Source organism: Pseudomonas fluorescens (assembly GCF_902497625.1).
Lineage (GTDB): Bacteria > Pseudomonadota > Gammaproteobacteria > Pseudomonadales > Pseudomonadaceae > Aquipseudomonas > Aquipseudomonas fluorescens_BQ.
Genome location: NZ_CABVGX010000005.1, coordinates 57,751 through 79,767 on the forward strand (window position 1 = coordinate 57,751; position 22,017 = coordinate 79,767).

Below are 22,017 nucleotides of genomic sequence, written 5' to 3' on the forward strand. Positions count from 1 at the left end.
AACAAACCTATAACAAATGCCTGAGGAGATCCCCATGAACGCAGCCGTAGACGTTCTGCATTCCGCCCATCAGCACATTAACCGCGATCGCCTTTGGCAGTCGCTCATGGAACTGGCCAAGCTCGGCGCCACGGTCAAGGGCGGGGTCTGTCGTCTGGCCCTGACCGATCTCGATCGTCAGGCCCGCGACATTTTTGTCAAATGGTGTGAAGACGCCGGTTGCACCGTCAGCATCGACGGCGTCGGCAATATCTTCGCCCGTCGCCCCGGGCGCAATCCGGACCTGCCACCGGTGATGACTGGCAGCCACATCGACACCCAACCCACCGGCGGCAAGTTCGACGGCTGCTTCGGCGTGCTTGCCGGCGTCGAAGTGTTGCGCACGCTCAACGACCTCGGCGTGGAAACCGAAGCGCCGCTGGAAGTGGTGGTCTGGACCAACGAAGAAGGGTCACGCTTCGCCCCCTGCATGATGGGCTCGGGTGTGTTTGCGGAGAAATTCACCCTTGAGGAAACCCTGGCCAAGGTCGACGCCGAAGGCGTCACCGTTGGCGAAGCGCTCAACGCCATCGGTTACGCCGGCACTCGCGCCGTCAGCGGCCATGCGGTCGGCGCCTATTTTGAAGCGCATATCGAACAGGGCCCTATCCTGGAAGACGAGCGCAAAACCATCGGAGTCGTTATGGGCGCGCTCGGACAGAAATGGTTCGATCTGAAACTGCGCGGCGTCGAAGCCCATGCCGGTCCGACGCCAATGCACCTGCGCAAGGATGCCCTGGTCGGTGCGGCGCTTATTGTAGGCGCGGTCAATCGCGCAGCCCTCGGCCATCAGCCTCACGCCTGTGGCACAGTCGGTTGCCTGCAAGCCTATCCCGGCTCACGCAACGTCATCCCCGGGGAAGTTCGCATGACGCTCGATTTCCGTCATATGGAACCGGCGCAACTCGATTCGATGATTGCTGAGGTCCGCCAGGTCATCGAAACGACTTGTGAAGAGCACGGCCTGTTGTTCGAACTGACACCCACTGCCGACTTCCCGCCACTGTATTTTGACAAGGGCTGCGTCGACGCCGTACGCGGTGTTGCGCAAGGCTTGGGCTTATCGCACATGGACATCGTCAGCGGGGCGGGGCACGACGCTATTTTCCTCGCCGAACTCGGCCCGGCCGGGATGATTTTCGTGCCGTGCGAGGGCGGTATCAGTCATAACGAAATCGAGAACGCAGCGCCGGAGGATCTTGCGGCAGGGTGCGCGGTGCTGCTACGGGCAATGCTCGCGGCTTCGACGGCTATTGCAGGCGGGGGGCTCGCCGGCTGAATTGACGAGTGCCATTAAAGCAAAGCTTGTCCCCACGCCGACTGCAGATTCTGTGCGCGCCGCCAATGTAGGGGCAGGTTCGCTCCTGCAGACGTGCGTTGTTTGCTCGCACTATCGCAACCCTCTGCGGTCGACATCTTCACAGAGCGCCACCCGCTGGCGCGACAAGAAATGTGGAGACCCAATGAGCCAGGACGTCCTGTCAACCGAAACCAATCGTCGCCATTTGCAGCAGATCATCGCCGGGTTGTCCGACGGCGTGATTGTGCTGGATCCCGATAAGACCATTCGTTGGGCAAATGAGGCCGCGCTGGCTATGCATGGCGTGGCGCAAGTCAGTGATATGGGGCGCAACGCCAAGGAATACGCCAAGCGCTTTGCGCTGCGATATCGCAATAATCACGCTGTCCCGGCCGACCACTACCCCATCCACCGCGTGGCCCGTGGGGAAATGTTCGACGATGTGCTGGTGGAAGTGACTCACGCCGACAACGACGAGCGCAACTGGGTGCACAGAGTTCGTGGCATGGTGCTGACCGACAACCAGGGCGAAGCGGAATTCATGGTGCTGATCATGGACGACGTCACCGAATGGGCCAGCGCCGAGCAGCGCTTTGAAAAAACCTTCAACGCCAACCCGGCCCCGGCAGTGATCTGTCGTCTTAGCGATTTGCGTTACATCAAGGTCAACCCGGGCTTTCTCGAGATGACCGGGTATGCCCGCGATCAGGTTATCGGCACGGCGACCTATGAGCTGGACATTCTGGAAGGTGCCGAAAACAAGGACCTTGCCAAACAGCGCCTGCGCGAAGGCGGCACTATCCCGCAGATGCAGGCGGAACTGAGCCTGCCCGACGGAGGCGTCAAGCAAGTGATAGTTGCGGGCCAGCCGCTGGAACTCAATGACGAAGACTGCATGCTGTTTTCGTTCGTGGACGTCGAACCCCGTCGCAAGGCTGAAGTTGCCCTGCGTCAAAGCGAGGAGCGCTTTGCCAAAGCCTTCCGCCTGAGCCCGGTACCCATTCTGGTGTGCAGCGCCAGTAGTCAGGTGGTGATGGACGTCAACGAGGCGTTCCTCGACACGCTCGCTTATCCCAGTGAAGAAGTGCTGGGCAAAAGCGTTGCCGACATTGGTTTTTTTCACGACAAGGCTGCCAGCTCCCGGCTATTCGCGGCACTGGAGAAAAACGCCCGGCTGGATCGCGTTGATGTGCGGGTGCGCAAAAAAGACACTGAACTGATCGATTGCGCATTGTCGGCCGACACCGTCAACATTCAGGACAATCCGTGCTACCTGCTGGTGTTGATGAACATTACCGAGCGCAAACGCACGGAGCTGGAATTGGTAGCGGCCATCGAAGAAGTGATGAAAGACGCTTCCTGGTTCAGCCGCACGCTGATCGAAAAACTGGCCAACGTGAAAAGCGTGAGTTCACCCAACCTGCCCAGTGTTTCGTATACCGACCTGACCGCTCGTGAGCGCGACGTGCTGGGGCTGATCTGCGAAGGTCTGGCCGACAAGGAGATTGCCGCCCGTCTCAAGCTCGCGCCCAATACCGTGCGCAATCATGTGGCGACGGTTTACTCCAAACTGGACGTTCACAGTCGCAGCGAGGCGATCGTCTGGGCGCGCGAACGTGGGCTGTTTTCCAGCGACCGGCATCCGGGCCAGCGTTAAGGTGCAAATGCACTAGACTGCCTGGTGCATATTCATGTGTTGAATCTGGGCCGTGGTTCTTAGCCTGTAGGGGTGCGATAGCGGACTGTGTCGGTATCGTTTCCCTCGGTATAAAAGGATCAGCAATCTATATGATCGCAAGTAGCACACGGTTGACTGAACAACTCTGTCACGGTGAGTCGGAATGATCTCGCTGGCGCATCTGCGCGCGCAGTTGGAGCAGAGCTTCTCCCCTCTGGCCTGTGAATGCACGCTGACCGGGGATCATTCTTTGACTGTGAAACTCTATAGTCCGGACACCGGTGAGGTAGATCTGGTGGTGACCGGGCTGAATGTTGCCACTCTGGTCAGCGCTGAGTCCGTACAGGCTTTGATCGAAGAGCTGCGCTACGAGCTGGAAAGCAATACGCTCCATCGGCCGGATCCTGTGCTGTAGGCTCCGCCTGTCATCGGAATGGTTTTATGCAGGCGTGCAGGCGATACCGGTGCTAAGGACTGGCATCGCCACCCGACTGAGCTATAAGGAATACGAAGGATTTATGCAGCACGGTTGCGCTGTGCACTGCACCGCGCGTCGTGTTGTAAAAATCTGTCGATCACTTATCGCGGGTCAGCCTATGAACAGTCTTGGGAAACGCGTCATTGCGCCACTATCACTCGCTTTCTGCGCAGCCATTTCAGGTGGTTGCGCCAGTCCTGCGCCCCCACCACCTGCCGCGCCGCCACCCATCCCCCAACGCACCTGCGAAACCGCCGAAGAAACCGACGTGCTCGGTGATATGAGGGCGCAGGGGCAGGTGACTCGCGTGACCAAAACGACCCGATGTGTGACGCAGTAGTCGGGTAGCTGCCTGATCAGGACAGGAAACCGCCGTCCACGTTCAGCGAAACTCCAGTCGTGTAGCTCGACGCATCACTGGCGAGGAACAATACCGCACCTGCCATCTCGCTCGGGTCTGCTACGCGCTTGAGCGGGATCTGCGCCAGAGCGGTCTTCAGGATGGCGTCGTTTTTTACCAGTGCCGAAGCGAACTTGGTGTCAGTCAGACCCGGTAGCAAGGCGTTGCAACGGATGTTGAACTGCGCACATTCCTTGGCGAATACCTTGGTCATGTTGATCACTGCGGCCTTGGTCACCGAATAGATGCCCTGAAAAATCCCTGGCGAAATACCGTTGATCGAAGCCACGTTGATGATGCTGCCGCCACCGTTGTCGCGCATCAGTTTGCCGGCTTCAACCGACATGAAGAAGTAGCCGCGGATGTTCACGTCGACGGTTTTCTGAAAGGCGCCGAGGTCGGTGTCGAGCACGTTGCAGAATTGCGGGTTGGTTGCGGCATTATTGACCAGAATGTCCAGGCGCCCGAATTGTTCGCGGATGCCCGCGAACACCTGGCTGATCTGCTCCATTTCACCAATGTGACAGGCAACCGCCGTGGCTTTGCCACCGGCGGCGATTATGGCATCGGCGACGTGCTGGCAGCCTTCGAGCTTGCGGCTCGAGACGATCACGTGGGCGCCTTGCTGCGCGAGTAATTTGGCGATGGCTTCACCGATACCGCGGCTGGCACCGGAGACGAACGCGATCTTGCCATCGAGGTCGAACAGCTGTGTCTTGGACATGGGATTCCCTTGTGAAAAGTCTTGTTGTTGGCCTAGGGGCGTAATCAAAGGCTGGATTTGTGGATGACCTGCAGGCTCATCTGCTCCAGCAATTTGTTCATGTGAATGAACGGCGCGAAGCGTTTGTCCTGGGTCTGGCCGTGGAAAAAACGGTAGTAAATCTGCTGCACGATACCGGCCAGGCGGAACAGCCCGTAGGTGTAATAGAAATCGAAATTGTCGATCTCGATGCCTGAGCGTTGCGCGTAATAATCGACAAATTCACGGCGGGTCAGCATACCCGGCGCATGGCTTGGCTGCCGACGCAGCAATTGCACCGGTGCCGGGTCGCCGGCTTCGATCCAGTAGGCGAGCGTGTTGCCCAGATCCATCAGCGGATCGCCCAGGGTAGTGAGTTCCCAGTCGAGCACGCCGATGATCTGCATCGGGTTGTTCGGGTCGAGGATCACGTTGTCGAAGCGATAGTCGTTGTGCACGATGCTTGAAGTCGGGTGGTCGGCGGGCATCTTGTCATTGAGCCAGGCCTTCACCGCTTCCCACTGCGGCGCATCGGGGGTCAGCGCCTTTTCGTAGCGCTCGCTCCAACCCTTTATCTGGCGGGCGACATAACCCTCCGGCTTGCCCAGGTCGCCGAGCCCGCAGGCGTTGTAATCGACCTGGTGCAGCTCGACGAATTTGTCGATGAAGCTTTTGCATAATGCCTCGGTTTTCGTCGAGTCCAGCCCCAGTTCCGGCGGCAAATCGGAACGCAGGATGATCCCCTTGACCCGCTCCATCACATAGAACTCGGCGCCGATCACCGACTCGTCAGTGCAGTGCACGTAGGCTTTCGGGCAATACGGGAAGCCGTCGCGCAATTGATTAAGGATGCGAAATTCACGCCCCATGTCGTGGGCGGACCTGGCCTTGTGGCCAAACGGCGGGCGACGCAGGACGAACTCCTGTTCCGGGTATTCGAGCAGGTAAGTGAGGTTGGACGCGCCACCTGGAAACTGGCTGATACGTGGCAAGCCGCTGAGTCCCGGGATATGGGCCTTTACGTAGGGATCGATCAGGCTGGCATCGAGTTCTTCGCCGCTGCGGATTCGGGTGGACTGGTCAGTAAGCGCCATGTTTATCCCTTCTGCTTATTCTGGAGGCCTGAAACTATTGGCTAATCTAATGCGCGCACCTGATAGCGACAACCACGATCACCCCTTATAGGTGAGCGTGTTGCCGGGCAATCATTGCTTTTGATACGCCTGTTTGAATCGTCCTACAAGACGGCCTGACTTTCCGCTTCCGGCAGGTCAATCGGGGTCAAGACCGGTTGCCCGGAAAAGAACGCTGCCAGGTTTCGCCCGACCAGCTCGACGGTGCCCTTGGTGGCTTCCGGCGACAATCCTGCAACGTGCGGGGTCAGAATCACGTTGCTCAACACCTTGAGAGCGTCCGGGACCTGAGGCTCGTGATCAAACACATCAAGCGCCGCGCCGGCGATGCGCCGCTGTTCAAGTGCGCCAATCAGATCCGTCGTCTGAATGACGCTGGCACGCGCGATGTTAACGATGAATCCGTTAGGTCCCAAGGCATCGAGTACAGATCGGTTGATCAAATGCCTGGTGCCCAATCCACCCGGAGTGGCGACCACCAGAAAGTCCGAAGCGCGCGCCAGTTCGTTGGGCGTTGAGCAGAATGTGTAGGGTACGTCGCTGCGATGCTGGCGGTTGTGGTAACAGACTTTCATGTCGAAACCATCGGCGGCGCGTTTGGCAATGGCCATGCCGACCGCACCCAGGCCCAAAATCCCCAAGTGCTTGCCGGCCAGCGACGGCCGCATGATTTTCGGCCATTCGCCGCGACGCACGGCGGCATCACAGCGGGGAATGTCACGCACCAGTGCAAGCAGCAACGCCATGGCATGGTCGGCGACCGATGAGGCGTTAACGCCGGCGCCATTGGTAACGGTGATACCGCGGTCCGACGCGGCTTGCAGATCGACGTGTTCGTAGCCGGCACCGATCACGCAGATAATCTTTAGCGCGGGCAGGGCAGCCATCTCTTCGGCGTACAGACCCAAAGGGCCACGGGTCAATACGGCATCAATCCGCGCGCCGTGGGTGGCAATGGCCTGAGCACGTTCGGCAGGAGTCGGGGCCAGAATCAGGTGGAAGCCCTGATGTTCAAGAATCGGCAAATAATCGTTGATGGTTTCAACCAGTACCAGAACAGTTGCGGGCATGCTGGGCTCCTGTTGCTCGAAGATTCTTTGAGAAGGCTGGCTTGTATGCGCTTTGGCAATGAGCAAAGACACCGCCTTCAGATGATCATAGCGGAACGCCAGCGGAAGGTTTTCGGACAGCAAAAAAGTTCTCCGGTCACCTGCAAACTTCCGGGGGCAGGGGCCGGAGCCCGACGTTTGCAGGTGAGTTTCAGAGCGCGTACTGGGCGATTCCGTTGCCAAACGACCAGTTTTCCTTTTTCACTTCAACCAGGTTGATGAAAACATCTTCGAGGCGCAGCCCCAGTTGCGTATTCAGGTTCTCGGCGATGGTTGTGTAGAGCAGCTTCTTCTGGTCGACGGTTCGACCTTCGCTGAGCGTGATCTGAATGATTACCAGGCTGTCGGTGCGCTGGATCCCCAGGTATTGCGGGTCATAGATGAAGTGCTGTTCATCGTGCTCGGTGAGGATCTGGAAGTTATCGTTCTCCGGGACATTGATCGCGCTGTGCATGGCGGCGTAGACGAGTTGGCCGATGCGTTTGGCGTACGTGGGGTCGTCTTGCTGTTTGAGACTGATGCGGACCAGTGGCATGGCATGGACCTCTGAGTGATGAAGACTGCTGTGTGAATGCATGACGGTAGACGGTTATCGAGTCGCGCGCTGTTGCTTGGCTAGTGGATGCTGGTTCCACAGTTCTTGAGTGAGCGGAAAATCAATGTGGGAGCGGGCTTGCTCGCGAAGGCGGCGTGCCATTCGACATCATTGTTGTCTGACCTGACGAATTCGCGAGCAAGCCCGCTCCCACAGGGTGAAGCCGTGTTCGGCCGCCCGATCCGCTTGACCGCTCCTCAGCTAAGTCTTTGCTTCTGTTCACTTATCCCGGACAATCGCGCCCCTGTTTCGACCAGGGCACTGCCTGTCGGATTTTTCCGACTCGCCCTGGCCGGGTAGCAACTGACCGGAATGCGGAGATCCCACCGGATGAATGATCAGGCCAATAGCGTCGACGAACGCTACGAAGCGGCGACACCAGCAACACTGACGAGCTGGAGTCGCATCGACTCCACCTGGATGCTCGGTCTGTTTGGCACGGCAATCGGTGCCGGCACGCTGTTCTTACCGATCAACGCGGGGCTGGGCGGTTTCTGGCCGTTGCTGATTCTCGCGGTGTTGGCGTTCCCGATGACGTTTTACGCGCACCGTGGCCTGACCCGATTCGTGTTATCCGGCCGCGAAGGCGCGGACATCACCGAAGTGGTCGAAGAGCATTTCGGCATCAAGGCCGGTGCGCTGATCACCTTGCTGTATTTCTTCGCCATTTTCCCGATCCTGCTGATCTACAGTGTGGCGCTCACCAACACGGTGGGCAGTTTCCTCGAACATCAGCTGCACGTCACGCCGCCACCGCGCGCGATTCTGTCCTTGGTGCTGATTCTCGGGTTGCTGGCAGTGGTGCGTTGCGGTGAGCAGTTCATCATCAAAGCCATGAGCCTGATGGTCTATCCGTTTATCGTCGCGCTGCTGTTTCTGGCGGTGTTCCTGATTCCGCACTGGAACGGAGGCATCCTCAGCACGGCCAGCACACTACCGCAGCCGTCTGCGCTGCTGCACACGCTGTGGCTGGCCATTCCGGTGATGGTGTTCTCGTTCAACCATTCGCCGATCATTTCCGCGTTTGCCGTGGACCAGAAACGTCGCTACGCAGAGCACGCCGAAGAGCGCAGTTCACAGATCCTGTCGCGCGCCCATGCATTGATGGTGGTGATGGTGCTGTTCTTCGTGTTCAGCTGCGTGCTGACCCTGTCGCCAGCGCAACTGGCGGAAGCGAAGGCGCAGAATCTGTCCATCCTGTCGTACCTGGCGAACCATTTCAGCAACCCGACCATCGCATTTGCGGCGCCTTTGATCGCGTTCGTGGCGATTGCCAAATCGTTCCTGGGGCATTACATCGGCGCGAGTGAAGGCCTCAAGGGGCTGGTGCTGAAGACTGGCCGTCGTCCCGCTGCCAAGAGCCTGGATCGCATCACTGCCGCGTTCATGCTGCTGGTGTGCTGGATAGTCGCTACATTGAACCCGAGTATTCTCGGCATGATCGAAACCCTGGGCGGGCCGATCATTGCATCGATCCTGTTCCTGATGCCGATGTACGCCATTCGCAAGGTGCCAGCCATGGCTAAATACCGTGGGCAGGCGTCCAATGTGTTTGTTACAGCGGTAGGTTTAGTGGCGATTACGGCGTTGCTGTATTCGTTTATGGCTTGAGTGCTGATGCTGTTTATCTGACTGCGCAGTGTGCATCCAGGTCGTCTGTTGGGCCGCCATCGCAGGCAAGCCAGCTCATGCAGTTGAACCGAGTTCGGCCTTCAACATCGGTCGGCTTCAAGGCTGCCGCGCTTTTGATTTTGATTTGAGGCGCCCCGTCAAACACGCTGGCCGGAATTCGATATTGATTTGTGGGGTAAACCGGCAGGGATGCCGGTTTAGCCGCCCTGCGCCATGGATGGCGCGTGGCGGCGGCCCCCGAAAATCAATGTCGGATTACGGGCCCACCGAGCCTAGGCGAGGTGCCGAGTGTTGGGGCAAGAGCGTTTTGCTTACTTTTGCGCTGTTCAAAAGTGAGCCGCTGTAAGAGCGGAACCCGATGCTGCCGTTACCTGGATAACGGATATGCACTCGGTCTGATCCAGCCTCCAGGTCGGCTGTCGGGCCGCCATCGCAGGCAAGTCGGCTCCTACAGTTGAACCGAGTTCGGCCTTCAACATCGGTCGGCTTCAAGGCTGCCGCGCTTTTGATTTTGATTTGAGGCGCCCCGTCAAACACGCTGGCCGGAATTCGATATTGATTTGGGGGGTAAACCGGCAGGGATGCCGGTTTAGCCGCCCTGCGCCATGGATGGCGCGTGGCGGCGGCCCCCCAAATCAATGTCGGATTACGGGCCCACCGAGCCTAGGCGAGGTGCCGAGTGTTGGGGCAAGAGCGTTTTGCTTACTTTTGCGCTGTTCAAAAGTGAGCCGCTGTAAGAGCGGAACCCAATGCTGCCGTTACCTGAATAACGGATATGTACTCGGTCTGATCCAGCCTCCAGGTCGGCTGTCAGGTTCGCCATCGCAGGCAAGCCAGCTCCTGCATGTTGCCAGTACTGTGTTCCAGGCATAAAAAAACGCCGCGTACCTTGCGATACGCGGCGCTTGTTTACCAAGTCAAACTACATCAACACACCCTTAGGCTTGAATCACCGGGATGTTGGCGCTTGCTGCGATCTTGCGGAACTCGGCGATCTGGTCGAAGTTCAGGTAGCGGTAAACGTCACTGGCCATGGTGTCCAGTTTCGCTGCGTAACCCATGTACTCTTCGACGGTCGGCAGGCGACCCAGGGTGGAAGCGACGGCCGCCAGCTCGGCCGAGGCCAGGTAGACGTTGGCGCCGTCACCCAGACGGTTCGGGAAGTTACGGGTCGACGTCGACACCACAGTCGAGTTCGGCTCAACACGTGCCTGGTTACCCATGCACAGCGAGCAGCCCGGCATTTCCATGCGTGCGCCGGCCTTGCCGTAGATGCCGTAGTAACCTTCTTCGGTCAGTTGGTGAGCGTCCATCTTGGTCGGTGGCGACAGCCACAGACGGGTTGGCAGCTGACCCTTGACCTGTTCCAGCAGCTTACCGGCAGCGCGGAAGTGACCGATGTTGGTCATGCACGAACCGATGAACACTTCGTCGATCTTCTCACCGGCAACGCTCGACAGCAGACGGGCATCGTCCGGGTCGTTTGGTGCGCAGAGGATCGGCTCGTTGATTTCGGCCAGGTCGATCTCGATGATTTCGGCGTATTCCGCGTCCGCATCGGCTTCCATCAACTCCGGGTTGGCAACCCAGGCTTCCATCGCTTGGGCGCGACGTTCCAGGGTGCGTGGATCGCCGTAGCCTTCGCCGATCATCCAGCGCAGCAGGGTGATGTTGGAGTTCAGGTACTCGGTCACCGATTCTTTCGACAGCTTGATGGTGCAACCGGCAGCCGAACGCTCAGCGGAGGCGTCGGAGAGCTCGAAAGCCTGCTCCAGCGTCAAGTCGTTCAGACCTTCGATTTCCAGGATGCGGCCGGAGAAGGCGTTTTTCTTGCCTTTCTTCTCTACGGTCAGCAGGCCAGCCTGGATCGCGTAGTAAGGAATGGCATGAACCAGGTCACGCAGGGTGATGCCAGGCTTCATCTTGCCTTTGAAGCGCACCAGGATCGATTCCGGCATGTCCAGTGGCATCACGCCAGTGGCTGCGGCGAACGCGACCAGACCGGAACCGGCCGGGAACGAAATGCCCATCGGGAAACGGGTGTGGGAGTCACCACCGGTACCGACGGTGTCCGGCAGCAGCATGCGGTTCAGCCAGCTGTGGATGATGCCGTCGCCTGGACGCAGCGATACACCGCCACGGGTCATGATGAAGTCAGGCAGGGTGTGGTGGGTGGTCACGTCGATCGGCTTTGGATAGGCCGCGGTGTGGCAGAACGACTGCATCACCAGATCGGTCGAGAAGCCCAGGCAAGCCAGGTCTTTGAGTTCGTCACGGGTCATAGGACCGGTGGTGTCCTGGGAACCCACGGTGGTCATTTTCGGTTCGCAGTAGGTGCCAGGACGAACGCCTTTGCCTTCTGCCAGGCCGCAGGCGCGACCGACCATTTTCTGTGCCAGGGTGAAGCCCTTGCCGGTGTCGACAGGTGCTTCCGGCAGCTTGAACAGATCGGTTGGGCCCAGGCCCAGCTCGGCGCGCGCCTTGTCGGTCAGACCGCGACCGATGATCAGCGGGATACGGCCGCCGGCGCGGACTTCGTCCAACAGCACCGGGGTCTTCATTTCGAAGGTGGTCAGGACTTCATCGGTGCCGTGTTTGCAGACTTTGCCAGCATGCGGGTACAGGTCGATCACGTCGCCCATGTTCATGTTGGTGACGTCGAATTCGATTGGCAGTGCGCCGGCATCTTCCATGGTGTTGTAGAAGATCGGTGCGATCTTGCTGCCGAAGCAGAAGCCGCCGGCACGCTTGTTTGGCACGTAAGGAACGTCGTCGCCGAAGAACCACAGCACCGAGTTGGTCGCGGATTTACGCGAAGAACCGGTACCGACCACGTCACCGACGTAGGCGATCGGGAAGCCTTGACCGCGCATTTCTTCGATCTGCTTCATCGGGCCGGTAACGCCTTGAACGTCCGGGACGATGCCTTCGCGGGCCATTTTCAGCATGGCCAGGGCGTGCAACGGGATGTCCGGGCGGGACCAGGCATCCGGAGCAGGGGACAGGTCGTCGGTATTGGTTTCGCCGGTGACCTTGAATACCCGCAGGCTGATCTTGTCGGCCAGGACAGGGCGATTGCGGAACCACTCGCCGTCGGCCCAGGACTGGATCACGCCCTTGGCGTGTTCGTTGCCGTTGCGGGCTTTTTCCGCGACGTCGTGGAACGCATCGAACATCAGCAGGGTGTGCTTGAGCTGAGCGGCAGCCACGGCAGCCAGTTCTTCACTGTCGAGCAGGTCAACCAGGGTGACGATGTTGTAGCCGCCCTGCATGGTGCCAAGCAGTTCAACCGCGCGTTTTTTGTCGATCAGAGGAGAGGTGGCTTCGCCTTTGGCGAGTGCAGACAGGAAACCGGCTTTTACATAGGCCGCTTCGTCCACGCCAGGTGGAATGCGATTGGTGATCAGGTCAACGAGGAAAGCTTCTTCGCCAGCCGGGGGATTCTTCAGCAGCTCGACCAGGCCTGCAGTTTGTTCGGCGTTTAGCGGCTGGGGAACGATACCCAGTGCTGCACGCTCTTCGATATGTTTGCGGTAGGCTTCAAGCACAGTTATTACCCTCATCAGTGGTCCCAAATGGGTGTCCGGGACGCTCATCCCGAAATTGCCGTACTCATGCGCTGCATGGCGTTGTGGGCCACTTAGCCAGAATTACCGGCAATTCCTTACAGAAGCTGCTTTCAAAGTTTTACGCCTGCAGAACGGGGAGCTGATGAGGGTTGGCGTAGCGCTTTTCCCCGCTGGAAAAACCCTTCGCCAACACCGCTCTGAAGGAACGACTGTGCTCGTGACGCTTTGAAAACAGCTTCAAACGGACATTGGCGCCTTAAAAGGCTGGCTGATTCTACGGCAAAAAAAATTTAAAGGTAAGTGAGGGGCTATTGGACTTTGGTGGGTGATCAATATTGGACAAAGGGCTAACATGCCGACCTGTTCTGCTTTCTTGTACTTTTCTACCTATGCCCAATCAGACCATCAAGACTCCCTGCGTCGGCCTCTGCTCCACTGTTTACGGTGACCTGGTCTGCCGCGGCTGCAAGCGTTTTCACCACGAAGTGATCAACTGGAACGGTTACAACGAGGAAGAAAAGCGCGCGGTGTGGCTGCGTCTGGAGCAATTATTGTCTCAAGTGATGGCCAGCAAACTCGAGATATTTGATCCTCAGCGCCTGCGCCTGCAACTGGAACAGCGCAAAATTCGCTTTGTGCCCCATCAGTCGGAATATTGCTGGGCCTATCAGTTGATCGCCCGCGGGGCGCGAGTGATCAACAATCTGGAAGCCTACGGAATGGTGCTGATGCCGGAATTTCGCGACTGGAATTTGCCGGAACTGCGCGATGCGATTGATCGGGAGTTCTTTTTGCTCTCCGAGGCGCATTACCAGCGCTACATCGCGCCAGGGTTTCTCAAAGACGCTTTTGGCGGGTGACTGTTCAGTCTCTGCTTTTCAAGTTCAATGCTGCGCCATAATTTCCTCCAGATGATCCATGATCGAGTCCGGCTTCAACACCAGCACATCACTCTCCAGCACATCCAGCACCACTTCCGCCGTATTACCGATCAATGCCCCGGACAATCCCGAGCGCGCCACGGTGCCGATGACCGTCACCGCCGCCCCCAACTTGTGCGCGGTGAAGGGGATCAGCACATCAGCCGGTCCTTCAGCGATGTGCAAATGGTTGTCATCAATGTCGAATTCCGCCTGAAACGCCTTGCACTGTTCGCGATAGCGCGCCTCGATGGTCTCGCTGAGTTGCAGTGTCGGATCGGCTGCCGACAGCATCGGTGAAGGATGTGCACTGATCACGTGCAGATGCGCCTTGGCCAGGCTGGCGATGTCGTAACCGTGATCGATGATCGTCGCATGCAACGTGCGGTGTTCGCCGTCAGTGTTGCCGACATCGATGGCCGCCAGAATCACGCCACCCGTCCACGGCCTGGACGTCTTGACCAATAATACCGGCGTCGGGCAGTAGCGCAGCAGTTTCCAGTCGGCCGGGGTCAGCAAGGCTTTTTTCAGCGATGAATCAGGAAAATGCTGCTTGACCACTAATCCGCAGCCTTCCGCTTGCTGCACATCGACGATGGTTTCATGCAGGCTTTCATTCCACGCTTGCTCTGTAGTGACGCTGTAACCATCCTCCAGCAGCCCGGCCTTGAGCACACTGAGCATGCTGCCGTGATCATGCTTGCGGTCGCAGACCAGCAGGTGCAGATGAGCCTGAGTCACGCCGGCAATCAACTTGGCCCTTTTAAGCGCCAGGCTTTCCGAATGTTCAGGTTCGATGACCACCAGAATGCTGCGGATGGCTTGCATGGTCGGGATCTCCAGAAAAGAAAAATACGGCGTTGCACAACTATAGTTGCTACGAGCGTATCCGGGACTTGATGCATATCAACGGTCGCGGCTGGTGGTCTGGCGACAGGCCGGTATAATCGCCGCCCTTCGTATCAGACCTTTCGCCGTGAGCCCCATGATCCTTCCCGAAATCCACGAGTTCCTTGGCTGCCGCACCCCGGACGGCTGGGTTCAGGCCGCCTTGGCCGATCAGGAAACCCTGCTGATTGACCACAAGAACTGCGAATTCAAGGCCGCCAGCACCGCGTTGAGCCTGATCGCGAAATACCACAGCCACGTTGATCTGATCAATCTGATGTCGCGTCTGGCCCGGGAAGAGCTGGTCCATCACGAGCAGGTCATGCGCCTGATGAAAAAGCGCAAGGTTGAACTCCGCCAGCTGTCCGCCGGGCGTTACGCATCGGGGCTGCGCAAAGTGGTGCGCAGCCATGAGCCGGTGAAGCTGGTGGATACGCTGGTGGTCGGCGCTTTCATCGAAGCGCGCAGTTGCGAGCGTTTCGAGGCCTTGGTGCCGCATCTGGACGAAGAACTCGGCAAGTTTTACTTCGGCCTGCTGAAAAGCGAAGCCCGGCACTTCCAGGGCTACCTGAAACTGGCCTACCAGTACGGGGATGCCAAAGACATTGCACAGGTGATCGACAAAGTCCGTGCCGCCGAGCAGGAGCTGATCGAATCGCCGGACGTGGAGTTCCGTTTTCACAGTGGCGTGCCGAAAGCTGCATCAAATTAATCGACTTTGCGCTCAGCGCGCATCCACGGGCACTAGAATCGCCTCGCCGGTGGCCACCAGTTTCAGTTGATCACCGCTTTGCGCAAACAGCTCGGCGCGGGCGAACACCTGCTTCTTGCCTGCCTTCACCACCTGACCTCGTGCAACGAAGACTTCGCCGACGGCCGGGGCAAGGCAGTTGACCGAAAAATGTGAAGCCAACACGGTACCGGCTACCGTTCCCGCCGCGAAACCACAAGCGGTGTCGAGTAGCGCGCCGATCATGCCTGCGTGCAGAAAACCTGCGTATTGCGCCATGTCGACGGGGCGAAAAGCCAGGGTCAGTTCGACCTCGCCCCGCTCGGCGCGGGTGACTTCAAAACCTGCCCAACGGTTGAAAGCTGACGTTGAGTTGATTTGTTTGAGTGTGTCGAGCATATCGAATCCCTCCGGTTGAGGTATCAACATGCGCCCAAGAAAGCCGGAAGTCTTTGTCGATCAGCGAGGGTGATGGGCCGCTGGAATTTCCGTGAATGCCGGTTGATCAACGCACGGCCTGCCAGGTTCTGCAGCGCGGGCGGTGACCAGAGAATGTGGATCCGGCCGGCTGCCTGCATCCCGTCGAACAGACTTGATTCAGCCCTCCAGACCCAGCCGCTGATGCCACTCGGCGATGGACTCCTCCGGCCAGCGATCACACTGCTGGTCACCGCGTTGCACATGAACGTCCACCCACGGCGCTTTCGAACCGAGCATCACATGCGTGTGTTGTGGCGGCGCCGGCAGCGGCGTATCGATGGCCGAGGCAAAAGGGTGAATCAGCTCGGGCCACTCGGGGCTGAACACCCACAATCCCGAACCGCACACTGAACAGAAATGCCGTTCGGCAGTGCTGCGGTGGGCGCGTTTGTCGCCATCGTCCTTGAGCCGAGCGTGGTAGATCGAAATGTGCTTGCGCCCGCGCACCTTCATGCTGGTGGCATCGCCTGCGATATTGATCGCATAACCACCTCCGCCCTGGGTTTTGCGGCAGATCGAGCAGTAGCATGGCTGGTAAGGGTAGGGGTGCGCGCTGGTCAAGTTGAATGAAACCGCGCCGCAGTGGCAGGAGCCTTCGAGATGCATGGGGACCTCGGTCGGGATGAGGGGTGGGGTTCAGCCTAGAAGATATGTGGCGGTGCTGCCGGCTTCATCGAGAGCAAGCTTGCTCCGCCTGTGGTGTCGAAAACATATTCCATGATCGGCACTAATCCTGGAGGAGCCGGCTTGCTGGCGATGAACGCCAACGCGGTCTACCTCGCCGGGACCCGCCACAGATACCAGGCAGCCACTGTCCGATAAGGGCTCCACGCCAGTCCGGTCTCGATCATCTGCTTCCTGCCCGGCTGTTTTTCCAATCGCTTCAAACGCCGAAAACCTTCGCGTACGCCGAAATCATCCGCCGGCAGAATATCCGCCCGCTCCAGGCTGTAGATCAGCAACATTTCCACCGTCCAGCGACCGACGCCGCGCAGGGCGGTCAGGCGCTCGATCAGCGCTTCATCCTCCATGGCCAGCGCTGTCGCGTAGTCCGGCACCACACCGTCGAGTGTTGCCTGAGCGATGCCCTGGAGGGTCGTAATCTTGCTCGCGGAGAATCCGCAGCCCCGCAGTTGATCAAATCCGCAGGCCAGAATCTGTTCAGGTCGTGGGAAGGGGCGGTCAGGAAACAACGCCACCAGTCGCCCGACAATGGCATCGCCAGCCTTGGCGTGCAGTTGCTGATACGCAATGGCTCGCACCAGCGATTCATAGGGATCGCGAGCCGGATGCGGTTGGTGCAGACACGGGCCAATGGCGGCGATGTGGCGACGCCAGTCGTCGTCGATGCACGCCAGGTACTCACTGGCAGACAAATATGGATTTACGGACAAACCTTGCTCCTGAGGTGAGGGTGGATTCTGCAAGCCAGCTCAGAACAAGTCCCCTGTAGCAAGGCTTGCTCGCGAAGGCGTTTTCACTGCTTGCCCGATCTGCACCGCAGCCTTCTCAAGCCTGAGTAAGAACGCCTTGCGCGGTTGTCCACCACCATAGCCCGTCAGCGAACCATCCGCACCGATCACCCGGTGGCAGGGCACGACGATCGACACCCGGTTATGCCCATTGGCGAGGCCGACCGCACGACTGGCACCCGGCTTGCCCAATGTCGCGGCGATGGTGCCGTAGGTGCTGGTCTGCCCATAGGGGATTTTCGCCAGCTGTGCCCAGACTTGCTGCGAGAATTCGCTGCCTGGCAGGTGCAGGGCGACCTTGAATTCACTGAGTTTGCCGGCGAAATACTGCGCCAGCTCTAGCTCTATCTGGCGCAAGTGCTCATTGTGGCCGGGCGCCACAGCGTAACCGTAGCGCTGTTGCAGGGCTTCGACTTCGCGCGTGAGGGCCGGCCGATCGAGGAACTCCAGCAACACCAACCCGCGTCGTTCGGCCATGGCGATCATCGGCCCCAGCGGCGTAGTCAGCCGGCTGAACAGCAAGGGCTCGCTGCGGGCGGCGCGACCGGGGGTGATGTGGAAGGATTTTTGAAACGCATCGCGAAAACCGCTCAGGGATCATAGCCTGAATCGAACGCGGCGTGGTCAATCGAGTGGCCCTGTTTTATTCCGCCCAACGCCATCCCGAGGCGTCGGGTGCGCAGCCAGGCATGAAAGGTCATGCCGAAATGCTGTTTGAACCAGCGCCGCAGTTTCAGCGGCTCAATGCCCTGGGCGAGCAACTGCGCATCGCTCCAGCGTACCTCGGGATCGGCATCCACCGCGCTCAGCAGGGTCTGCACCCATTCTGGCGCAATGGCCGCAGCATCCAGCGGTTTGCAGCGCAGGCAGGCGCGATAGCCGGCTGACAGGCAGTCATCGGCGTGGGCGAAGAACTCGACATTCTCCGGCTTGGGCTTGCGCGCCGTGCAACTGGGACGACAAAAGATGCCCGTAGTTTTCACTGCCGTAAAGAACACCCCTTCGTAAGCGGTGTCCCGTTCGAGCATGGCGCGGATCATCTCGGCGTGGGGCGGAAGTGCAGCGTTTTGTAGGTTCATGGATTGAGCATAAGTGGCGTTGCCGGAGAGCTCCACCGGAAAATCGACAGGCAATTTTTCTTCGCGGGCGAGCTGCATGATCGACTCCAGCAGCGCGAGCATTGTTTTTGCCACTGCCCCTTGCCGCGAGACCCCGACAGCGAAATACCTCGAACCCGGTACAGTCGGTTACCTTGCGAACTTTCTTGCGCCAGCCACACACACAATCACCGCCAGCGTTACTCCTAACATGCCCAGGCTCACCGGCTCGTGCAGCACTGTGGCCGCCAGCGCCAGGCCGAAGAAGGGCTGCAACAGCTGCAGTTGGCCGACAGCGGCGATCCCGCCTTGTGCAAGCCCGCGATACCAGAACACGAACCCGATCAGCATGCTGAACAGTGAGACGTAACCCAGACTCAACCACGCTGGCGTACTGATCCCGCTGAACGACGCTGGCGTGAGCAGGCCGGTCAAGATCGCCATTACCGGCAGCGACAGCACCAGCGCCCAGCAAATCACCTGCCAGCCGCCGAGTGTTCTGGACAGTTTTGCACCCTCGGCATAACCGAGCCCGCACGCCAGAATCGCCAGCAGCATCAGGATGTCGCCGGCAGGTGAGGCCGTCATTCCTCGTGCCAAGGCATAACCGCATACCAGCAGACTGCCGAGAATCGAGAATACCCAGAACACCGGGCGGGGTCGCTCGCCACCGCGCAGAACACCGAACGCGGCAGTTGCCAAAGGCAGCAGGCCGACGAAGACGATTGAATGCGCGGACGTCACGTACTGCAGCGCCAGCGCCGTCAGCAGGGGAAACCCGACCACCACGCCGAGCGCGACAATCAGTAGCGGCAGCCATTGATTGCGGGCTGGGCGCTGTTCCTTGAACAGCCACAACAGGCACAGCGCTAGCGCGCCAGCAATGGTCGCCCGCGCAACGGTTAGAAACACCGGATCAAATTCCAGCACCGCCACCCGCGTAGCCGGCAGCGAACCACTGAAAATCACCACGCCAATCAAGCCGTTGATCCAGCCGCTGGAAGTGTTCTCGCGGGGCTGGCTGTGCAGGCCTGTTGCTCGTTCCATGTGGGGCTCACTTGATGATTGATCGGCGGGTTGCCTCAGCGCATCGTATGACCGATTATCAAGACAATCAAAAAATTGTCATGGATACATCTCGACATGCCGCGCTCCCGTTACAAGTCGCTCGTTGATGCCTACGCCGCTGACATCCGCTCGGGAAAACTGGCGCCTGGCACTCGTCTGCCCCCTCACCGTGAACTGGCCGCAACGCACCAGCTGGCGCTGGTTACTGCCAGCCGTGTGTACGCCGAGCTGGAGGCCATGGGGCTGGTGAGCGGTGAAGCCGGGCGCGGTACTTTCGTGCGCGAAACGTCATTGCCGCCCAATCATGGTGTCGATCAGCCCGATGTGGCGGCAGGCGTTCTCGACCTCAATTTCAATTACTCTTCATTGCCGGGGCAGGCTGACCTGTTGCGCCATGGCTTGCGTCAACTGGCGTTGTCCGGCGACCTTGAAGCGCACCTGCGCTACCAGCCCCATGCCGGGCGTTCGCATGAGCGTGTTTCGGTCGCCAACCATTTGCGCACACGCGGTTTGCAGGTGCTGGCCGAGCAGGTGCTGATCGTCAGCGGCGCGCAACATGGGCTGGCCGTGACGATGATGGCCTTGCTTAAACCGGGCGATGTGGTGGCGGCAGACGCATTGACCTATTCGGGATTCAAGGTGCTTGCGCAAGCGTTGCATCTGGAGCTTGTGCCTATTGCAGCCACCGATTCGGGGCCTGATCTCGACGCGCTCGAAGTCCTTTGTCGGCGTCGACCGGTGCGGGCCGTCTACAGCATGCCGACGCTGCACAATCCGCTCGGCTGGGTGCAGGCTGCCGCATGGCGAGATCGACTGGTATCGATTGCCCGCCTGCACGACCTGTTGATCATCGAAGACGGTGCGTACGCATTTCTTGCCGAGGACCCGCCGCCGCCGCTGGCGCAGTTGGCACCGGAGCGGACGGTTTATGTGTCAGGGTTATCGAAGAATGTCGCCACGGGCTTGCGCGTTGGCTTCGTCGCCGCGCCGACAGACCGTGTGCCAGCGCTGGAACGGACAATCCGCGCCACTACCTGGAACACGCCCGGCGTCATGACTGCGATTGCCTGCGCCTGGCTCGACGATGGCACCGTGCACACACTGGAAGTGCAAAAGCGTGCCGATGCGCGCGCCCGGCAGGCCCTCGCCAGGGAGGTATTGACGGGGCTGGATTACATCAGTCATCCGGCTTCGTATTTTTTATGGTTGCCCTTGGGCGAAGATGCCCGAGCCGACCAGATCGCTGTGGCCTTGATGCAGCAGCAGGTGGCCGTTTCCACTGCTGAGCCTTTTGCCATAGGCGCCAGTGTGCCCCATGCGATCCGGCTGGCGCTGGGCTCGGTGGATATGCATTCATTGCGCACCGCGTTGATCGCGGTGAAGCGGACCCTGTAGCAGCTGGCGCAGCCTGCGTCCGGCGTAGCCGGTTTCACCTGATGATCACCGGCCATCTGGTAGACCGCCGACGCAGCCTTCGGCAGCTGCTACAGGTTTCGGCGCAGCACAGACCCTGTAGCAGCTGGCGCAGCCTGCGTCCGGCGCAGCCGGTTTAAATTGATGGTCACCAGCCATCTGGTAGACCGCCGACGCAGCCTTCGGCAGCTGCTACAGGTTTCGGCGCAGCACAGACCCTGTAGCAGCTGGCGCAGCCTGCGTCCGGCGTAGCCGGTTTCAACTGATGATCACCAGCCATCTGGTAGTCCGCCGACGCAGCCTTCGGCAGCTGCTACAAGTTTCGGTGCAGCACAGACCCTGTAGCAGCTGGCGCAGCCTGCATCCGGCGTAGCCGGTTTCACCTGATGATCACCAGCCATCTGGTAGGCCGCCGACGCAGCCTTCGGCAGCTGCTACAGGTTTCGGTGCACCGCAGACCCTGTAGCAGCTGGCGCAGCCTGCGTCCGGCGTAGCCGGTTTTACCTGATGATCACCGGCCAACTGGCTTACCGCCGACGCAGCCTTCGGCAGCTGCTACAGGTTTCGGTGCAGCACAGACCCTGTAGCAGCTGGCGCAGCCTGCGTCCGGCGTAGCCGGTTTAAATTGATGATCACTAGCCATCTGGTAGACCGCCAACGCAGCCTTCGGCAGCTGCTACAGGTTTCGGTGCAGCACAGACCCTGTCGCAGCTGGCGCAGCCTGCATCCGGCGTAGCCGGTTTCACCTGATGATCACCAGCCATCTGGTAGACCGCCGACGCAGCCTTCGGCAGCTGCTACAGGTTTCGGTGCACCTCAGACCCTGTAGCAGCTGGCGCAGCCTGCGTCCGGCGTAGCCGGTTTCACCTGATGATCACCAGCCATCTGGTAGACCGCCGACGCAGCCTTCGGCAGCTGCTACAGGTTTCGGTGCAGCACAGACCCTGTAGCAGCTGGCGCAGCCTGCGTCCGGCGTAGCCGGTTTAAATTGATGATCGCCGGTCATCTCTTAGGCCGCCGACGCAGCCTTCGGCAGCTGCTACAGGATTCGGTGCAGCGCAGACCCTGTAGCAGCTGGCGCAGCCTGCGTCCGGCGTAGCCGGTTTCACCTGATGATAACCGGCCATTTAGAAGATCGCCGACGCAGCCTTCGGCAGCTGCTACAGGTTTCGATGCACCGCAGACCCTGTAGCAGCTGGCGCAGCCTGCGTCCGGCGTAGCCGGTTTAAATTGATGATCACCAGCCATCTGATAGACCGCCGACGCAGCCTTCG

At 59.5% G+C, this 22,017-nt stretch carries 17 protein-coding genes and 1 pseudogene; 7 read left to right on the forward strand and 11 right to left on the reverse strand.

What is annotated here, in order from left to right:
- Positions 1–34: 34 nt before the first annotated feature.
- The 3 genes from F8N12_RS04850 (at position 35) to F8N12_RS04860 (ending at position 3,432) form a co-directional block, all read left to right on the forward strand.
- Entirely contained in the window at positions 35–1,318 is a 1,284-nt protein-coding gene (locus F8N12_RS04850; RefSeq protein ID WP_150579428.1) for a Zn-dependent hydrolase, read from the forward strand.
- A gap of 184 nt (positions 1,319–1,502) precedes the next feature.
- Positions 1,503–2,996, forward strand: coding sequence for a helix-turn-helix transcriptional regulator (locus F8N12_RS04855; RefSeq protein ID WP_150579429.1), 1,494 nt, complete (start codon positions 1,503–1,505; stop codon positions 2,994–2,996).
- A 184-nt stretch (positions 2,997–3,180) separates the two neighbouring features.
- Positions 3,181–3,432: a DUF1652 domain-containing protein gene (locus tag F8N12_RS04860; RefSeq protein WP_150579430.1), complete on the forward strand. Its 252-nt coding sequence runs from the start codon at positions 3,181–3,183 to the stop codon at positions 3,430–3,432.
- Between the two features lie 419 nt (positions 3,433–3,851).
- Here F8N12_RS04860 and F8N12_RS04865 read toward each other — a convergent pair whose 3' ends face one another.
- The 4 genes from F8N12_RS04865 to F8N12_RS04880 form a co-directional block, all read right to left on the reverse strand.
- Entirely contained in the window at positions 3,852–4,619 is a 768-nt protein-coding gene (locus F8N12_RS04865) for an SDR family oxidoreductase (RefSeq protein ID WP_028623050.1), read from the reverse strand.
- 44 nt (positions 4,620–4,663) lie between these two features.
- Positions 4,664–5,731: a phosphotransferase family protein gene (locus F8N12_RS04870; protein WP_150579431.1), complete on the reverse strand. Its 1,068-nt coding sequence runs from the start codon at positions 5,729–5,731 to the stop codon at positions 4,664–4,666.
- Positions 5,732–5,874: 143 nt separating this feature from the next.
- Positions 5,875–6,840 carry a 2-hydroxyacid dehydrogenase gene (locus tag F8N12_RS04875; protein ID WP_150579432.1) on the reverse strand — a complete coding sequence of 322 codons (966 nt, stop codon included), beginning with the start codon at positions 6,838–6,840 and terminating at the stop codon, positions 5,875–5,877.
- 190 nt (positions 6,841–7,030) lie between these two features.
- Positions 7,031–7,414, reverse strand: a complete 384-nt coding sequence (locus F8N12_RS04880; RefSeq protein WP_150579433.1) for a tautomerase family protein — start codon at positions 7,412–7,414, stop codon at positions 7,031–7,033.
- Between the two features lie 390 nt (positions 7,415–7,804).
- Here F8N12_RS04880 and F8N12_RS04890 point away from each other — a divergent pair, with 390 nt between their 5' ends.
- Positions 7,805–9,085 (forward strand): serine/threonine transporter, encoded by a 1,281-nt coding sequence (locus tag F8N12_RS04890; protein WP_150579434.1) that lies wholly within the window; start codon positions 7,805–7,807, stop codon positions 9,083–9,085.
- A 959-nt stretch (positions 9,086–10,044) separates the two neighbouring features.
- On the opposite strand, the gene acnB is transcribed toward F8N12_RS04890, so the two are convergent.
- A complete protein-coding gene (gene acnB / locus F8N12_RS04895; protein ID WP_150579504.1) occupies positions 10,045–12,654 on the reverse strand; it encodes a bifunctional aconitate hydratase 2/2-methylisocitrate dehydratase in 2,610 nt (869 codons plus the stop codon).
- 410 nt (positions 12,655–13,064) lie between these two features.
- Between acnB and F8N12_RS04900 the strand changes: the two genes are divergently transcribed.
- Positions 13,065–13,535, forward strand: coding sequence for a DUF1289 domain-containing protein (locus F8N12_RS04900; protein ID WP_010459705.1), 471 nt, complete (start codon positions 13,065–13,067; stop codon positions 13,533–13,535).
- A gap of 24 nt (positions 13,536–13,559) precedes the next feature.
- Here F8N12_RS04900 and F8N12_RS04905 read toward each other — a convergent pair whose 3' ends face one another.
- Entirely contained in the window at positions 13,560–14,423 is an 864-nt protein-coding gene (locus tag F8N12_RS04905; protein WP_150579435.1) for a universal stress protein, read from the reverse strand.
- A 157-nt stretch (positions 14,424–14,580) separates the two neighbouring features.
- Between F8N12_RS04905 and F8N12_RS04910 the strand changes: the two genes are divergently transcribed.
- The gene (locus tag F8N12_RS04910) at positions 14,581–15,195 is read left to right on the forward strand and encodes a tRNA-(ms[2]io[6]A)-hydroxylase (protein WP_150579436.1); all 615 of its coding nucleotides are present in this window, start codon (positions 14,581–14,583) and stop codon (positions 15,193–15,195) included.
- A 12-nt stretch (positions 15,196–15,207) separates the two neighbouring features.
- On the opposite strand, the gene F8N12_RS04915 is transcribed toward F8N12_RS04910, so the two are convergent.
- The 5 genes and pseudogenes from F8N12_RS04915 to F8N12_RS04935 form a co-directional block, all read right to left on the reverse strand.
- Positions 15,208–15,612, reverse strand: a complete 405-nt coding sequence (locus tag F8N12_RS04915; RefSeq protein ID WP_150579437.1) for a PaaI family thioesterase — start codon at positions 15,610–15,612, stop codon at positions 15,208–15,210.
- 198 nt (positions 15,613–15,810) lie between these two features.
- The gene (locus F8N12_RS04920) at positions 15,811–16,299 is read right to left on the reverse strand and encodes a GFA family protein (protein WP_150579438.1); all 489 of its coding nucleotides are present in this window, start codon (positions 16,297–16,299) and stop codon (positions 15,811–15,813) included.
- Positions 16,300–16,466: 167 nt separating this feature from the next.
- A complete protein-coding gene (locus tag F8N12_RS04925; protein ID WP_150579439.1) occupies positions 16,467–17,087 on the reverse strand; it encodes a DNA-3-methyladenine glycosylase family protein in 621 nt (206 codons plus the stop codon).
- Positions 17,088–17,126: 39 nt separating this feature from the next.
- Positions 17,127–18,244 (reverse strand): annotated as a pseudogene (locus F8N12_RS04930) (bifunctional transcriptional activator/DNA repair enzyme AdaA).
- A gap of 168 nt (positions 18,245–18,412) precedes the next feature.
- Complete coding sequence (locus F8N12_RS04935) at positions 18,413–19,309, reverse strand: DMT family transporter (protein ID WP_150579440.1); 897 nt, start codon at positions 19,307–19,309, stop codon at positions 18,413–18,415.
- A 96-nt stretch (positions 19,310–19,405) separates the two neighbouring features.
- Here F8N12_RS04935 and F8N12_RS04940 point away from each other — a divergent pair, with 96 nt between their 5' ends.
- Entirely contained in the window at positions 19,406–20,725 is a 1,320-nt protein-coding gene (locus F8N12_RS04940; RefSeq protein ID WP_150579441.1) for a PLP-dependent aminotransferase family protein, read from the forward strand.
- Positions 20,726–22,017 lie beyond the last annotated feature (1,292 nt).

Bases quoted from the DNA above. Each gene is read 5' to 3' on its own strand.
- F8N12_RS04920 (WP_150579438.1), bottom strand. From the start codon at position 16,299: ATGCATCTCGAAGGCTCCTGCCACTGCGGCGCGGTTTCATTCAACTTG.
- F8N12_RS04890 (WP_150579434.1), top strand. From the start codon at position 7,805: ATGAATGATCAGGCCAATAGCGTCGACGAACGCTACGAAGCGGCGACA.
- F8N12_RS04870 (WP_150579431.1), bottom strand. From the start codon at position 5,731: ATGGCGCTTACTGACCAGTCCACCCGAATCCGCAGCGGCGAAGAACTC.
- F8N12_RS04940 (WP_150579441.1), top strand. From the start codon at position 19,406: ATGCCGCGCTCCCGTTACAAGTCGCTCGTTGATGCCTACGCCGCTGAC.
- F8N12_RS04860 (WP_150579430.1), top strand. From the start codon at position 3,181: ATGATCTCGCTGGCGCATCTGCGCGCGCAGTTGGAGCAGAGCTTCTCC.
- F8N12_RS04935 (WP_150579440.1), bottom strand. From the start codon at position 19,309: ATGGAACGAGCAACAGGCCTGCACAGCCAGCCCCGCGAGAACACTTCC.
- F8N12_RS04875 (WP_150579432.1), bottom strand. From the start codon at position 6,840: ATGCCCGCAACTGTTCTGGTACTGGTTGAAACCATCAACGATTATTTG.
- F8N12_RS04905 (WP_150579435.1), bottom strand. From the start codon at position 14,423: ATGCAAGCCATCCGCAGCATTCTGGTGGTCATCGAACCTGAACATTCG.
- F8N12_RS04865 (WP_028623050.1), bottom strand. From the start codon at position 4,619: ATGTCCAAGACACAGCTGTTCGACCTCGATGGCAAGATCGCGTTCGTC.
- F8N12_RS04915 (WP_150579437.1), bottom strand. From the start codon at position 15,612: ATGCTCGACACACTCAAACAAATCAACTCAACGTCAGCTTTCAACCGT.
- F8N12_RS04880 (WP_150579433.1), bottom strand. From the start codon at position 7,414: ATGCCACTGGTCCGCATCAGTCTCAAACAGCAAGACGACCCCACGTAC.
- F8N12_RS04850 (WP_150579428.1), top strand. From the start codon at position 35: ATGAACGCAGCCGTAGACGTTCTGCATTCCGCCCATCAGCACATTAAC.
- F8N12_RS04900 (WP_010459705.1), top strand. From the start codon at position 13,065: ATGCCCAATCAGACCATCAAGACTCCCTGCGTCGGCCTCTGCTCCACT.
- F8N12_RS04855 (WP_150579429.1), top strand. From the start codon at position 1,503: ATGAGCCAGGACGTCCTGTCAACCGAAACCAATCGTCGCCATTTGCAG.
- F8N12_RS04910 (WP_150579436.1), top strand. From the start codon at position 14,581: ATGATCCTTCCCGAAATCCACGAGTTCCTTGGCTGCCGCACCCCGGAC.